This window comes from Williamsia sp. Y712, from assembly GCF_059445525.1.
Genome location: NZ_JCAIUN010000001.1, coordinates 784,008 through 799,175 on the forward strand (window position 1 = coordinate 784,008; position 15,168 = coordinate 799,175).

Genomic DNA, 15,168 nt, shown 5'->3' on the forward strand with positions numbered 1-15,168 from the left:
CACCTTGACGCCGCCCGCATCGTCGGTGTTTTGGATCTGAAACTGTCGACCTGAGCTTGCCCCACTGTGTATTAGCTGACACCGCCTGGTGCGAGGAGGCGGCCTTCACCTGCGACACCACGTTCTGCAAGGCGATCTTCAAGGTGTTGGCGTTGACTAGGGTGATCTGGGAGGGAGATGTTTCATCCGAGGGGTTACTGGCGACGGAAGTAATTTTCGAAGGATCCGTGTTTCGGGAGTCTGTCCGCCTTGATGTCACCGCTGGAGTCGTGTCGTGTGTTCGATTGAGGGCAGAAAAGCGGCTGCATCTGGTCGTTGCCAGCGCTGCAGTGGATCTCACTGATGCCAACCTGGCCAAGGATTCGCTGATCGAAGCTGTTCCAGCGACCTCAGAACCAGCACCTGACGGATATTGGGTTCGCCCAGTCCGTCCAGAGTGGATGAGTATCTTTGACTGGCTCGATTTTCAGATCGCCTACGCGACACTCAATCGAGCACTGACTGCGGCACTTCCGATCAGTGCTGCTGCGTCGATCACCTCATTGAAACGGGCTCGACTGGCCGGTGTGACGATTTCTGGAATTGGCTTGCAGGACTGTACTTTCAGCGATGTTCATGGGCTCGATGCGCTACGAATTACCGATGTGGCTGAGCTCCGTTCGAGCCGTGAACCGAATCCTGGTTGGTCGTGGCCACACCGTATGCGGTCGCGGCGGCGTTTGATCGTCGATGAGTATCCGGCGATCATCCGGATGTGGGATAGCGCCTGGCAAGAGTTCATCCCGTTCCTCGACTACGGCACCGAGATACGGCGAGTCTTGTGTTCCACCAACGCTATCGAGTCGTTGAACGCGCGGTACCGCCGTGCGGTCAAAGCCAGCGGCCATTTCCCCAGCGAGCAAGCCGCGCTCAAATGTTTGTACCTGGTGACCCGATCCCTGGACCCGACCGGCAAAGGTCAGGCACGATGGATCACACGGTGGAAGCCTGCACTCAACGCTTTCGCGATCACCTTCGCGGACCGTTGGCCTGGATCAGAAACCTACTGATGGAAAACGGCCGAAACACCGTTTAAGGGATAGTCCCAAATGCACGAGACGAGCCATCCGTTGGTTCCGAGGTTTGATCAATGGGGAACCCTCAGATGGTGGATTGGTGTGGATCAACTAGGTCTGTCTCCACGTGCAGTCCAATACGTCATTCGAAAGCGGTTGGCAACGGACACATCGCACTCGTCTTTATCACAAAATGAGAGCCGCGATCGCTGATCTATGCATGCCGGGCAGGGGATTCTGGCAGATCGCCGCAGTCTTCGGGCGGCCTCCGTCAAGGGGTGGTCGAAAGGTTCTGTATCGCAGCTATCTTGAGGCAACAAAACGTTCGGAGCGGTTTTGGCCGGTCGAGCGGAAAGCGTCATCGTCGCGCGCCATCGTGTGTCCCTAAGTGTGCGTGAAAGCGGAGGTTGGGCGCGTTGTCGGCTGCCTTTGCCAACTAGGATCCGTGTGGAATGCATATCATCACGGGGACTTTCCCAGTCGCTCCTGGTGTGCGTCGTGATGTCGCCTTGGCCATCGTTGGTGAGATCGAGTACTACGCGTGGTTGGGACCGGCGTGTACGGCGCCGTAGGAGTCCGGCTCTAGGATGTTGAGCACCGGCACACGTTCCCCGCTGGCTGTGCGATGGTGTATTTCGGTCCAGCACTCGTCGAGCTCGCGCCATCGGCCGATCACTGCATTTGATAGGGGCGATGTGTAGAAGTGCGTCGGCGACGGATAATGTGTGAATGAAACTACCTGTGGCCGACCGACTTTAGTTAGAAGTCGCGTGAGGTCGGGATCAATACCAGTTCGTTGATAGAAGTATATGATCTCACCGCCCCAGTTACTCATCAGCGGAGTGAGTCCACTTACGTCGGCACCCGACTGCGGCGTTGTGACCGCGCATACTTCGTTCAGCCGCCCGCTGCCGTGGTCTGCGTCAGAGAGGACGCTTGTAGCGTTGAGATGTTTGGCCTGAGCGGGAGTAATGTAGCCTCCCGACACTGCCGAGTCGAGTTTGTCTGCCAGGAGCTCGGTTGAAGTGGCACGCAATCCATTTCGGCGAATATCGTCGACCTCGGAGTCCAGAAGCCGGGTGTAGTGGTATGCGACGATGCCGTGCTCGGCCAAGATCGCATCGATTGGTAACGATAGTTCGGGGGTCGGTTCAAGTTCAGGGGCATAGTCGCCTTTGCCGCTGGGATGTAAGGACGCCTGTGCGGCTAAGTCCCGTAGCCGCTGGGGCCATGTCGAGGGCACATCGAGCTCGATTGGTTCGGGCATACGGTCACCCTAACGGCGGCGAGATCCGAAGCCGTGGCCAACTTGCGTCAAATTGTGCTGACCGCACGGGCCTACCTGTTAACCTCACGCGTCAACTGGAGTGGTGGCACTCCCCACCCCTTGTCGGATGACAACGTGGATTATGCTTCGGCACCCTTGTTGGACTCGGTGACACGGACCTGAGACTCGGATTGCCGTCACCTGCAAGATCTAGTGAGGACTACCGGCTCAACGGTAGGTTGTACCAAACAAGCATTTAGGAGGCGTACGTGTCCGACATCGTGCCGTCGACGAGGCTTCCTCAGCAGATCGACGTTTCAGGGACGATCACCTCCTATGAGAGCGCGATCCTCTCGAAAGTGGACGAGTTCGGGCTGCCGACGGTGGGTGTCCTGGTCGACATCCAACAGCGCATATCGATCCTCAACAACGTCGAAACGGTAATTGGTCCTCTGCCTGCCGAACACCGCCGCCGCGCCGTCTACATGTCCAAGTTCATGCTCGCCGTCAGCGCCGGGCTCTTCGACGCAGCCCTCAACTATCTCTGGGACGAGACAATCGGTGAGCTTCGTAATCGGATCGTCGCATACGATCTCAACTACTTCTTCGATCAGGCGGTCACAGACCCTGACAAGCGGAAGGATCTTCGCGAGCCCTCCGACCTCGCGAAGATCACCGATGACGAGCTGATCCGGGCGGCCGCGAAGATAGGCTTCATATCGGCGGTCGGTCAGCAGCAACTCGACCTCGTCCGCTACATGCGAAATCACGCGAGCGCGGCGCACCCAAACCAGCACGAGATAGGCCCGTACCAACTTCTCGCGTTCATGGAGACGTGCATCCGTGAGGTGATCCTCCTCCCGGAATCGCCAACAATGGTCGCGACGGGGCGGCTGCTGTACAACGTGAAAAACACGACGGTGACCGCCGACGTGGCCGCAGAGCTGGCCGGAGTGTTCAATGGCCTCCGCCCCGACCAAGTCGAGCTGCTCGCAAACGGCCTATTCGGGATCTATACCGACCTCAGTTCATCGACTGTCGTTCGTGACAACGTTCGGCTCCTGTCAGTTCCGCTTTGGTCGCAAGTCCCAGAGACCGTCCGAGCGAATTATGGCGTGCGGCAGGCGAGATTCAAGGCATCGCTCGACCAAGAGCAGGCAGACCTCGCCCGGGAGTTCCTTTCCGCCGTCGACGGCCTCTCCTACCTCTCTGAGGACGTTCGACTTGGCGAGATTGACACCCTGATCGACGAACTTCGCCGGGCGCACGAAGGTATGGACAACTTCTATAATGAGCCACCGGTCGCGACTCGTCTCGCTCAGATCATCGGCACCCAAGCAATCCCTATCGGCGTCGAGAAAAAGTACGTCGAGGCCCTCGCCACCATCTTTCTCGGGCGCTCCAGTGGCGTCTCATGGAAGGCCAACGAGATCTACGAAGACCTCATAACCAGGTTGACCCCCGGGCAAGCCGCACGCGCGCTATACCTTCTGACTGGCCCCGAGGTGGCAGGCAACCTGAGCTACGACAAGCCGCGGAAGAAGTTCGGGCAGGCCCTCGATATCCTCCGCCCGAAGTACGTCGACCGAGACGCCAAGGCACTCTCCGAAGCGGTGGACGCCTTCACTTCGTCACCCGACAGAATCATTCGCGACACCCGGATTCAGACTCTTAGGCAGTCCTTAGAACAGGCCTTAGCGACCTGACTGTCACGCATCTTGATGGCCGTCGCGCGCGAAAGTCCGCACGCGAACACCACCCGTCTACGCTGGCACGCCCCTAGTTCCCGGTATACGAGCGTAAGAGTCACGGTTGTCCGACCCGAAAGCTACAGGCAGCCAGCCGCAGCAGATGTCGGCCCTAGACGCGGCCTAGTTCAGGCGCGCCGCCAAGTTCTGGGCGGGCTTATGAAAGCGCTCAGGTTACTGATCGTGACATGGACGCGCGCTCTTGCCCGCATGAAGCCGTAGCTGGGGTTTCAACACTTATCTGAGAGTCGGCGACAGCGACTTGGAACTCGCGCGCTTCGGTGGTCTCCACCCGCGGTTGGGCGTGCTGGGCTTGGCCGACATGTAAGCCGGTGAGTTCAACTGAACGCATTCCGTGTGCCGTCAAGCCGAAGCGGGTCACATCCGGCCATTCGTTGGTGGGATCACTGTTCCGGCAGCCCGATCCCGCCCAGGTGGTGGCCATTAAATGGTCATCGAAGTAACGCCTGCCGAGACGATCCCACGCGCAGATCCTGGCGGTCCCGCCGGAGCTACCGTCGTGATTCTCATACCCACAACGAGGTTTCCGACTGCCTTCTGTGAGGGGAGGTGCTCTGGGTTGCTGCACAACACATGCGGTGCCAGATATGCTTCGGTGCGAGTCTGGAATGTTCCGGTGTGCCCGAATTTTCTGACAGGATAATTTGGAATCTGTTGGTGACAGTCCATGGAACACCACAGGTCACAGCCTTCTCAGGTGACATTGTGCGGCGGAACCTACACGGGAAATGTCGAGCTGCAGTGCAGCTTCGGTCGTAAACTGCCTGCGCGGCAACTTGTTCGGCCCGGTCACTCACTGTCGGCGGCAGCTGCGCGGCCTCCGGTGTGTGATCCGTCGATCACGTCGAATTCGTTGCCCTCGGGGTCGGCGAGCGTTGCCCAACGGATTCCGAGGTCGACATCGTTTAGTTTGGTGGCGCCGAGGGAGATGAGTCTGGCGATTTCGGTGTCGAAGTCGGTGGTGGTGAGGTCGAGGTGCATCCGGTTCTTCACGGATTTGCCTTCGGGGACTCGGTGGAAGCTCATCCGCGGGCGGTTCGTTCCTGGTTCGGTCGGGAGTGAGGCGTGGTCTGCGCTGGCTCCATCGGCGACGGCACATTGCAGGACTTCGCCCCAGAAGGTGGCGATTGCGTAGGCGTCGTGGGCGTCGAAGCTGACACCGAGTACGTTGCTGGACATAATATTTGGTTTCCTATCGCGAGTTCTGTCGGTTAGAGCACGGGGATCAGGGGCGTGTCGAGCGTGGTGCGGTCACCGTCGTAGCCGCCCGCGAGTGCGGCCGTCACATCTTCGTGTGGTGTCCCGAGCCGGACAGCGCTGACGTCGTCGAGGCGCTGATAGTGCTCTTCGCTCAACTCCAAGTCGAGCGACTCGAGGTATGCCTGCAGCTGTGACAGGGAGCGTGGGCCGATGATCGGAATCAGTGCGGTGTTCGCCAGTGTGGACCGACGGCGTAGCCACGACATGGACACCTGAAGGGCGGTGCTGCCAATCTCGTCGGCGATGGCCAGCACGGCGTCGAGTACTGCCGCGTTGTGCCCTTTGTCCTCGACTCCACCGGCCTGAGCATTGAGCCGACCTGTCTCGCCGCGTCGGTATTTGCCGGTGAGTAGTCCACCCGCCAACGGTGAATAGAGCAGCGCGCCAAGGCCGTGGGCCTGGGTCATCGGCAGTAGTTCCCGCTCGGCAGATCGTTCGGCGAGGCTGTATTCGGTCTCGATGCCGATCAAGGGTGCATGATTCTTCAGTTCGGATCGTGTTGCGGCCCCGGCTATCCGCCAGGCAGGGAAGTTGGAAAGCCCGCCGTGCAGGATCTTTCCGGATCGGATCAAGTCGTCGAAGGTATCGAGGATCTCGGCGACCGGCGTGACACCGTCCGGGAAGTGCGGCATGAACACGTCTACGTAGTCCGTCTGGAGTCGGCGAAGACTGGCCTCCAGGGAGCGGATCATGGTTTTCCGGCTGTTTCCAGTTGTGCCGGGGCCGGAATGGTCTTGTCGGAGACCTGTGTATTTGGTGATCACCACGAAATCGTCTCTATCGGTACCAAGCAGTTCGCCGAGGACGGATTCGGCCCGCCCGCCCTGGTAGACGTCGGAGGAGTCGAATGTGGTGCCGCCCGCAGAGACGAAGGCGTCGAAGATCGTGCGGGAGGCATCGGGTCGGTCAAGGGTCTCGACTGCACCGAAGGTCGAGGTGCCGAGGGCATATTCAGACACCCGAAGGCCGCTGTGTCGAGAAAAGGTCTTGTAGCGCATGGTGGGCTCCAGATGGTGTTCGGTACGATCTGATCAACGTACCAAAATAAAACGAGGGGTCACTCTTTTATGCCGAAGGTCACCCAAGCGCACCTCGACGCGCGACGTCAACAGATAGTGGACGCCGCCCGCGTTCGGTTCGCCAGCCATGGGTTCGCTCGAACGTCGATGGCGGACATCGTCGCTGAGACCGGCCTGTCCAACGGGGCGATCTACCGCTACTTCCGAAGCAAAGACGAGATCGTCATTGCAGTCTGTGAACAGGCGAGTGGCGCACTTCCGGACGCACTCACCGCCGAGGCGGTTCGGGATCTACTCGAGCACATGCGGACAATGTCGCAAGAGACCGGCCATGCCCGACTGGTCGCCCAGATTTACGCCGAAGCCGCGCTGTCGCCGGCATTGGCCGAGGTAGTTCGTGCCCAACTCGATGAGCTGCGGACGGCGATCGCTGAACTCGTCCCCGACAATCACCCGGATGACCCGGCTCAGATCGCCGAAGCCTTTGTCGCAGTTCTCGTCGGCTACAGCGAACAACTAGCTATCCGAGGCGATGTCGGCTCTGAGCCTTTCGTCGCCGCATTGATGGCGATTCTCGAGCACGGTACGTCCTGAACCGGGACACCTGAGCTCAGATGGATGCGACTGCCGATGACGATCTTCGTCTCACGCCTGGCTGTCAGTCCTCGGGTATCGGCCTCGGCGGGGGAGACCTCGTCGAGGAGTGTAACCGCGATCGCGGCTCGGGAGAACGGTTGTGCCATCCTGGGTGTCGATGATCTGTAGGAGAGGTAGTCGAACCGATGGCGGTCACTGAACCCAACCTGGTCGCCGGGTACACCGATGTCACATTTCGTTGGTACAGCGATGTTCCCGTGGTCGTCTCGCTTCATCTGACCGGTTATCCCGGCACCACCATCCACGGCGGCATCGGACTGACGCTCACCGAGCCGGGCGTATATGCGACGACGGTCCGACTTCCGGACGACGCGTGTGTGAGTTACGGTTTCCTGATCTTCGAATCCGTTGAAGCGCAGCAAGAAATGTCGATCTATCAGGTCCTCGACAACCTTGTCTGCGACCCGAGTAATCCTGATGTGATTCGCCGTCCATTCGGTATGCTCGGCTCGTCGTCGGTGCTGGAATTGCCGGGTGCGGTCAAACACCCGGCTTGGTCGGCCTCTGCTAGCGACGGTGGGACCGAGGGTGAATCCGTCTATTCCATAGTCGAATCGGGTCGGGCGCTGACGATTCTTCCCGGTGATGTGGATGGACCACTCATGGTGATGTTCGACGGAGATCTGTGGGCCGATTCCGGATTCGGCTATCGCAGTGCAATGACCCAGCGCAACAAGGATGCAACCGGACCATCGCCGACCGCCATCCTCGTCAGCACACCCGACCGGCGCATTCTCGACAAGCGTGCGTTGATGACGCAATTGTTGACGCGGGAAGTACTTCCGGCACTCGAACGAGCCGGAATCAGATGGAAAGGGATCATCGTCGCCGGCCAAAGCTACGGTGGCCTGGCTGCGGCTGGTCTTCTCATCGACCTCCCCGACCTCGTCGACGCTGCGATTGTGCAGTCGGGGTCCTTCTGGTTCGACGAAGAGAGCGAAACACGCGACTACGAGCGACCCGGGACGCTCACTCGGTCGCTCAAACGCATGGCCGGTACCCGCGCTTTCACCAATCGCGTTGTGGTGCAGGTCGGAAACATCGAGGGCGCGATGGTCGATCAGTCACGGTGGTTCGCGGACGCGGCGAAGGACGCCGGAGGTGATGTGCACTTCGAAACCTACTCCGGTGGACACGATTACGCGTGGTATCGCCACGCAATCCTCGACGCGATCGACCGTCTTTGCCCATGACCGCACCGGTCACCGAGGCAGCGGTGTGAGACCGATCATCCGGCGGTCCGACGAGAAGATCCACCCGTCGTCGTACCGTTCGGTCGCACTACCCGAGAGGAATGTTTCGGGATCGGGGTCGATGGCTGTGAACGGCGCGGTCCACACCACCTTGCCGGTGCTGACGTCGAAAGCCGTCAACGCGATCCCATCGGTACCGACGATCACACTGCCGCCGGCCGCAGTCGGATTGAAATGTTGGGCAGTATCGTTGTGCCACAACCGTGTTCCTGTTCGCACGTCGATGCCCGTTTCCGTCTCGACTTCGCCTGACGTGTCACGGAGGTAGGCGATGTCGCCGACGACGGCTGTCACGGTTCCCTGCGTCCCGTTCGCGCCCGCGACGAGATCGATATTGGTCCAGAGCCGATCGCCGGTGGCGCGGTCGTACGCGGAATCGCCCAGCAGGATCGGGGCATCAGAGTCTGACGGGTGCTCGAGCATCGGACCCTGCCGCACGGAGCTCTTCGCCGTAGCCAGAACCTTCCCGTCGGGGCCTCTGAGTAGCTGCTCTGAAATGGTGTCGTAGGACTCGCAATCGGTGTTCGCCTGCGCCACAACACCACCGGATTCGAGACTCGCGGCGTACACGCAGTTGTCGCCGTTGCTCCACAGCTCGCTACCCGACTCGGCATCGAATTGCGCCATCGTGTTGCTGATCCGCACGAGGCCGACGCCGTCCGTCACAATCAGCGTGTCGGGACCGAACACGTCCTCCCATCCGCCTCCGATGTCGAAGCTTTGCGACCAGTTGGCGGAAACGTCATCGAACGTACCTGAATGGACCCGCACATCGTTCTCCTCGGGACTGCCTTCGACGATGAAAAGGGTGTCCGAGGTGGTGGTGAGACCAAAGATCGATTCCTCGATTGATCGCCTGGCCGTCTCGCCGGATCCGGTGTCATAGCTGACGAGCTCGTACCCATCATCCATTGCATAGCAATAGATCTTGCCGCCGAGCGGTTCCTCGCTGCATTGCTGGAGATCGGCGGCGGGAGCCTCCCAGCGGACGGTCCCATCGTCGGGGTCGACGCCTATCATGACGGCTTCGTCGAGGGTGTATCCGTCGTTGGGGATGCCGGCAATGGTCACCAGGGTGCCTCCCGCGAGGATGAATCCAGGGAGACCGGAGTTGTACGAGGATCCCCCGCGCGGGTCGGAGAAGTCGGCAAACGGCCGGCCGAGATACTCGGCGGCATCAAGGGACCAGGCGAGTCCGGGCGTTTGCGCGGTCGTCCCGGTGATCTTCTTGACCGACGCCTGCGTGTGGTGGTCCACCAGCACAAACCCCGCTGCGGTGAGGGTCACGACGGCAGCCGCGGCGGCAGCAACGAGTTGCCAGGTGCTCTTGTCGGGCACGTCTACAGTTCCAATCCTGGTGTGAGTGCGATGGATTCGAGCTCATTGAACGAGAGCACCTGATCGGATGTTGCCGCACTGGAACTGACTGAGATCCTCGTCCCGGCAGGTCGCGTCACGATGACCGAACTCGACATCTGCATCGTGGATTCCTCTGGCTTGTTCATCGGGGAGGCTGAATGGAAGGACCGCTCGGTCTGTACAACGGTCCCGTCAGCGAGTGTTCGCAGCGTCTTCTGGGAATCGGAACCCGGAACCGGGCGCTCTTCGACGGGAAGCGGCTGACCTCCGGCGATTGAAATCTCGAGTCCCGCATCGGGATCCGCAGTGCACAGGGTGTCGTTCCCGCCGGGTTGCAAGGGTCTCAGCTTCGGCCCGCCTAGATCGATTGTCGCGAGGATGGCGTCGAGTTTGCGTGCCTGCTCACGAGTAACGGCGGGGCCGTTGGCCTCGGAGTAGCCATAACATTCCTCCGGCGGGGCCAGGGTCCCCGGCGGAACGACAGTGCTGATACGGAGCCGCGGATCGCTGACGATACGTACCAGATCATCTGTGGTCAAGGGGATTTTGCCGCTGTGCTCCTGTTGTGTCGCTCCGGAGTTGTCGGTGGAGCTCGCGTGGATCAGCGACCCGTCCGCCACGTATGCCTGCGCCGACCGACTGAGGGTACGAACACCATTCACTTCCCACCAGGTGTCGTGCACATCGACCACCACGCCGTCAGGCAAGGTGCGACGCTCGTCGAGATACCCTGCCACACAGGATGGAATCGGCGCTGAGCCTTGCTGCACTTGGACGGTCAGGCTGCCCCTGGCATCATCGTTGACCACCGATCCCGATGCAATGGTGCTCCCTTTGGGTTCGGCGTCAGAGTCACCGAAGTCCATGATCGGTTGAAAGACGAGCGACCGTTCCGGACTCGCGAACTCGATCTCTGCACTGTCAGGCAATGTCTCGGCCACCGCGTTCGACATCGCGGTCGCCTTCGGGCCGTTGAACCAAGGAAATTTGGGGTTGTCATAGGTCTGCTCGTCGACTGAGGAGACCGAGAACGCGCTGTAGCCACCGGACTCGTCAGGTTGTTCGACGACGTCGCATCCAGGGATCTGTGCCGTCAGGTCGACAGGTTCTTCCACCATGTCGTACTCGACGGGCGCAGTGGGTTCGGCCTCTGTGGTCGACGCGGGCGGAGCCGTCGTCAGTTCCGGATCGGGCTCAGGTTGCAGAAATCCTGCCAGCACGATCCCGAGCGCAAGGACGGACACGATGACCAGCGCGAAGGTCCACGCTTCCTTCTTACGCGAAGAACTCTCGTCGTCCATCGGTCTCCCCCCGATCGTGGCCGCTACAGAAGCCATGTCGTCCAGACCAGCACGTTCGTTACTCGACGCCAGATCGGCGGGTTGAAGGGCGTCAGTCGAGTAGCCGACTACACGCGCTTTGGGTGGCGTGCAATGTCAGTCTGGGAATGGAAGCCCGCCAGGCGGCGCCAGTGAACTTGCCGCACACAGAAGTGCATGGAGGACAGATGCCCGATCCCAGCTACACCTCGACCACCACTGCCCCGCCGAGGGACGTCTCCAACGCTGAACTCGTCCGGTGGTCATTGGGCCGCCTCAATGCCCAGGACATCGACAGCCTGCGTGGTTTCTGGACAACCGACACCCTCGTGGAGTTCCCAACCGGCACGTGTCGTGGAGCCGACGTCATTGCCGCCTACTTCGAGCAGGTCTTCGCGGCCGTGCACGACTTCGACATGGAGGTCGTGTCGATCGCCGAGGCCGGCAAAGATGTTCTGGTCCACTGGCATTTGACCGGTCGTCACGTCGGTACCTTCGTCGGAGTGGCCGGAACCGGGCGGTCAATCGACTTGGAGGGTTTCGACCACTTTGTCATCGCAGATGGGAAGGTCGTCACCAACACGGTGCGCTACGACCAGATGGAGTTTGCTCGCCAGATCAAGATGATGCCGCCCGATGGATCGATCGCGGATCGCGCGATGAAGGCCGCCTTCAACGCCAAAACTCGTGTGGCAGGGATGGTTCGCCGCCGTTAGCAGATGGAGGCGGGCGGCGGGTGTGGGAAACGTTGTCCCCAGCCACCACGAAGTCCTTCATCCCTGGTCACCAGCGCACGGAACCGGCTGCGTCCACAAATGTTCCCGACATGGCGTCGTCGGGGAGCATGGCGGCGCGGACAACCACTTCGGCCGCTTCGTCCGCGGTGAGCGGCGCCTGTGCCCTGTTATCGGGGGAGAGTTCGGTCTGGACGTAGCCCGGGCACACCGCTGTCACTTTGATCGGGGTGTCGACGAGCAGCTTCGACAAGCCGATGGTGATCGAGTTCAGTGCAGCTTTCGAGGCCTGATAGGCCGGAACAATCATCGAAAAGTACTGCGACTGCGGATCTTCCTGTTCTGCCAACGATCCAACTGTGCTGGAGACGTTCACAATTCGTCCGGCCTCGCTTCGCCGAATCAGTGGCAACATCGCTTCGATGACGTTGAGGACGCCCACGGTATTGACGGTGAACGTTTGCGATGCACTTGCAGGATGGACGAAATTGACGTCACCGGGTTGAGTGGCCTCCGGCAGGATTCCGGCATTGTTCACCAACAGATCCAGATGTCCGTGTCGGTCGCGCAAATCGTCCGCGGCACAACGTGCACTCTCGAATGAACTGACGTCGAGGATCTGGCCCTGCGCGTCAAACCCCAGTGCCTGTAGCTCTTTGACGGCCGGCGTCACCTTCTCGTGTGTGCGGCCACTGAGAACCACCGTGTAGCCGGCCCGTCCAAGCGCTTTCGCAGCGGCGAAACCCAGCCCCCGGTTGGATCCGGTGATCAACGCAATCTTCGACATCATCTGCTCCATGTGTTATCCGCCAACGATTTTGGCGTTCTGGTGTGTGCCACTTGATCTTCACTGCAACGAGCGCTGAAGACTGGCGGGAATCAGACCTCGCATTGGACGAGAGAGTCGAGGAGGGATCGGTGATCGGTTCTCCATTACCCCGACCATGCCGGCATGGGTGGTGCGAAAAGTCCGATTTCGGGGTCGGCGGTAGGGGTGGAGCACCCCGGGTGTTCGCTGATCTTTCCCGTTGATCGGGCGGTTTTACTGTCGGCGCCGTGTCAGGATCGATGGTGTGGCAACCGGCCGCGCTCCGGCCACCCGGTTTGCGAAGTAGGTCCGACGCCTATTCCGGTGCACATCCGGAACCGGCAGATGACAGGAAGCACGGCGGCGCATATGGACGTGATCAACGAATTCATCAGCGCTCAGGCCAGCGCGCTATGGGTGTATCCGGTGCTGTTCGCGTTGTGCGTCATCGACGGGTTCTTTCCGCCGCTACCGAGCGAATCCGTCTTGACGACCCTGGCGTCGTTGTCCGGATCCACGGGCCGACCATATCTATGGTTGATCATCCTCCTTGCTGCCTTGGGCGCGATCATCGGCGACAACATCGCCTACACGATCGGCCGACGGGTCGGCGTGGATCGCTTCTCGTGGATGCGCAAACCCAAGGTGCGTGAGGCCCTCGGCAGGGCGCGTCACGGGCTCGACAAGCGCGGCGCGGTGATCATACTGACGGCCCGATATGTTCCGGTTGGTCGCGTTGCTGCCAACATGACCGCAGGTGCGACGCACTACCCCCGGAAGAAGTTTGTGCCCCTGAGCATCATCGCGGGTACCACGTGGGCGGTGTATTCGGCTCTGATCGGGCGGTTCGTCGGTGACCTTTTTGACAAACAGCCGCTGCTCGGTGCGGTCGTGTCGATCTGCCTCGCGTTGGTATTGGGTTTCGTCGTCGATCGCGTGGTCAAGAAGTTCCGGGAATCGCGGAAAGTTGAACCCGCTGATCCCGACTTTGGCAATCCCAAAAAGGACACCACCTGAGCCGAATGCGAGCCATCGGGTGGTTCCGGCGTTGACTTGCGCGAACGTGGTGTTCCGCTGGACTGAATTCCTGTGGTCCCCACCACATCCTGGTTCGTAGTCTCGGTTCATCCGAGGAAGGGATCCGGAAAATTGCAGTCTCTCGCCTGCCATACCTGTGACGCTCGCGTGTTCATCGCGAAGTACAGCCCCGCTCACACGAGCCTTCAATGGACCGCCGAGGCCTCCCAGACGTGCCGGGAGATGGCCGCGGCCGCTTCCGTCGATTCCGGTGGCTATCTGCTGCGCTGTGAAGCCCTCGACCGCACGGTCGACGAAGCAGTGAAAGAAGGCAAGATTCCGATGACCACGCGATCTGAGCCGCCGGTCTTGCCCCTTGCCGCAGAAGAAGTCTTCACCCGCCTCCGGTGACCACCGTTCCCGTTCTGCCTGTTTGACCTCCCTACACACCCCATTTGGAGAACCTCATGACCGTCGAGCAAGAACGTATCGAGATCCGAAACATCGACACCGGCACCAATCCGACACGTTTCGCGCGTGGCTGGCATTGCATCGGATTGGCAAAAGACTTCCGAGACGGAAAGCCACACCAGGTCAAGGTCTTTGGTACTGATCTGGTCGTATTCGCCGACTCCACCGGCAAGATCAACGTGCTCGACGCCTTCTGTCGACACATGGGTGGCAACCTCGCCCGGGGTGAGATCAAGGGTGACGCGATCGCCTGCCCGTTCCACGACTGGCGCTGGAACGGCAAGGGCCGTTGCGAGTCGGTTCCTTACGCTCGTCGCACCCCCAAGGTTGCCCGGACGAAGACCTGGACCACGATGGAACGCAACGGCGTTCTGATGGTCTGGAACTGCCCGCAGGGTTCCGAACCGCCTGCAGAGCTGTCGATTCCGGAGATCGAGGGCTACGAGGACGGACAGTGGAGCGACTGGACGTGGACGACGATCCACGTCGAGGGATCACACTGTCGTGAGATCGTCGACAACGTCGTCGACATGGCCCACTTCTTCTACGTGCACTACCAGATGCCGGAATACTTCAAGAACGTCTTCGACGGACACGTGGCCGGACAGCACATGCGCTCGTACGGCCGTGACGACATCAAGACCGGTGTGCAGATGGATCTCCCTGAGGCGCAGACGATCTCAGACGCCTTCTACTACGGCCCCTCATTCATGCTCGACACGATCTACACCGTCGCCGATGGCTCCACCATCGAGTCCAAGCTGATCAACTGCCACTACCCGGTCACCTCGAACTCGTTTGTCCTTCAGTTCGGCACCATCGTCAAGAAGATCGACGGGATGACCGACCAGCAGATGGCCGACATGGCAACGCTGTTCACCGACGGTCTCGAAGAGCAGTTCGGGCAGGACATCGAGATCTGGAAGCACAAGACGCGTATCGAGAACCCGCTCCTCACCGAGGAGGACGGGCCCGTGTATCAGCTCCGTAGGTGGTACAGCCAGTTCTACGTCGACATCGAAGATGTCACCCCAGACATGACCGAGCGCTTCGAGTTCGAGGTCGACACCACTCGTGCACTGGAGAACTGGCACAAAGAAGTCGAGGAAAACCTCGCAGCTCCCCAGGAGTGATGCCACGCCTGTCGGCCCTGCCACCGGATGGTGGCATGGCCGACAGG

13 protein-coding genes and 1 pseudogene are annotated in these 15,168 nt (G+C 60.5%); 8 read left to right on the top strand and 6 right to left on the bottom strand.

The annotated features are described in order from the left end of the window. Positions 1–734 precede the first annotated feature (734 nt). Positions 735–1,049 (top strand): annotated as a pseudogene (locus tag AC1D75_RS03820) (transposase); the annotation flags it as partial. Positions 1,050–1,590: 541 nt separating this feature from the next. On the opposite strand, the gene AC1D75_RS03825 reads toward AC1D75_RS03820, so the two are convergent. Continuing rightward, a complete protein-coding gene (locus AC1D75_RS03825; protein WP_495513969.1) occupies positions 1,591–2,322 on the bottom strand; it encodes a hypothetical protein in 732 nt (243 codons plus the stop codon). 269 nt (positions 2,323–2,591) lie between these two features. Here AC1D75_RS03825 and AC1D75_RS03830 point away from each other — a divergent pair, with 269 nt between their 5' ends. Further along, entirely contained in the window at positions 2,592–4,028 is a 1,437-nt protein-coding gene (locus tag AC1D75_RS03830; protein WP_495513970.1) for a hypothetical protein, read from the top strand. A gap of 852 nt (positions 4,029–4,880) precedes the next feature. Here the strand turns inward: AC1D75_RS03830 and AC1D75_RS03835 are convergent. Both AC1D75_RS03835 and AC1D75_RS03840 read right to left on the bottom strand, forming a co-directional pair. Beyond that, complete coding sequence (locus AC1D75_RS03835) at positions 4,881–5,270, bottom strand: VOC family protein (protein ID WP_495513971.1); 390 nt, start codon at positions 5,268–5,270, stop codon at positions 4,881–4,883. A gap of 32 nt (positions 5,271–5,302) precedes the next feature. Next, entirely contained in the window at positions 5,303–6,310 is a 1,008-nt protein-coding gene (locus tag AC1D75_RS03840) for an aldo/keto reductase (protein WP_495513972.1), read from the bottom strand. A gap of 108 nt (positions 6,311–6,418) precedes the next feature. Here AC1D75_RS03840 and AC1D75_RS03845 point away from each other — a divergent pair, with 108 nt between their 5' ends. Both AC1D75_RS03845 and AC1D75_RS03850 read left to right on the top strand, forming a co-directional pair. After that, positions 6,419–6,964 (top strand): TetR/AcrR family transcriptional regulator, encoded by a 546-nt coding sequence (locus AC1D75_RS03845; protein ID WP_495513973.1) that lies wholly within the window; start codon positions 6,419–6,421, stop codon positions 6,962–6,964. A gap of 188 nt (positions 6,965–7,152) precedes the next feature. Further along, positions 7,153–8,220: an alpha/beta hydrolase-fold protein gene (locus tag AC1D75_RS03850; protein ID WP_495513974.1), complete on the top strand. Its 1,068-nt coding sequence runs from the start codon at positions 7,153–7,155 to the stop codon at positions 8,218–8,220. Between the two features lie 9 nt (positions 8,221–8,229). Here AC1D75_RS03850 and AC1D75_RS03855 read toward each other — a convergent pair whose 3' ends face one another. Together AC1D75_RS03855 and AC1D75_RS03860 are read right to left on the bottom strand one after the other, a co-directional pair. Beyond that, positions 8,230–9,618: an outer membrane protein assembly factor BamB family protein gene (locus tag AC1D75_RS03855; RefSeq protein WP_495513975.1), complete on the bottom strand. Its 1,389-nt coding sequence runs from the start codon at positions 9,616–9,618 to the stop codon at positions 8,230–8,232. A 2-nt stretch (positions 9,619–9,620) separates the two neighbouring features. Next, positions 9,621–10,940, bottom strand: a complete 1,320-nt coding sequence (locus AC1D75_RS03860; protein WP_495513976.1) for a hypothetical protein — start codon at positions 10,938–10,940, stop codon at positions 9,621–9,623. Positions 10,941–11,146: 206 nt separating this feature from the next. Here AC1D75_RS03860 and AC1D75_RS03865 point away from each other — a divergent pair, with 206 nt between their 5' ends. After that, on the top strand, positions 11,147–11,674 hold the full coding sequence (locus tag AC1D75_RS03865) for an ester cyclase (protein WP_495513977.1): 528 nt from the start codon (positions 11,147–11,149) through the stop codon (positions 11,672–11,674). A gap of 67 nt (positions 11,675–11,741) precedes the next feature. Here the strand turns inward: AC1D75_RS03865 and AC1D75_RS03870 are convergent, their stop codons facing one another. Further along, positions 11,742–12,491, bottom strand: a complete 750-nt coding sequence (locus AC1D75_RS03870) for an SDR family NAD(P)-dependent oxidoreductase (protein ID WP_495513978.1) — start codon at positions 12,489–12,491, stop codon at positions 11,742–11,744. Positions 12,492–12,845: 354 nt separating this feature from the next. On the opposite strand from AC1D75_RS03870, the gene AC1D75_RS03875 reads away from it, so the two are divergent. The 3 genes from AC1D75_RS03875 (at position 12,846) to AC1D75_RS03885 (ending at position 15,121) form a co-directional block, all read left to right on the top strand. Further along, on the top strand, positions 12,846–13,517 hold the full coding sequence (locus tag AC1D75_RS03875; RefSeq protein ID WP_495513979.1) for a DedA family protein: 672 nt from the start codon (positions 12,846–12,848) through the stop codon (positions 13,515–13,517). Positions 13,518–13,685: 168 nt separating this feature from the next. Then, entirely contained in the window at positions 13,686–13,928 is a 243-nt protein-coding gene (locus AC1D75_RS03880; RefSeq protein ID WP_495513980.1) for a hypothetical protein, read from the top strand. Between the two features lie 56 nt (positions 13,929–13,984). Further along, positions 13,985–15,121, top strand: a complete 1,137-nt coding sequence (locus AC1D75_RS03885) for a 3-ketosteroid-9-alpha-monooxygenase, oxygenase component (RefSeq protein ID WP_495513981.1) — start codon at positions 13,985–13,987, stop codon at positions 15,119–15,121. The last annotated feature ends 47 nt before the right edge of the window (positions 15,122–15,168 follow it).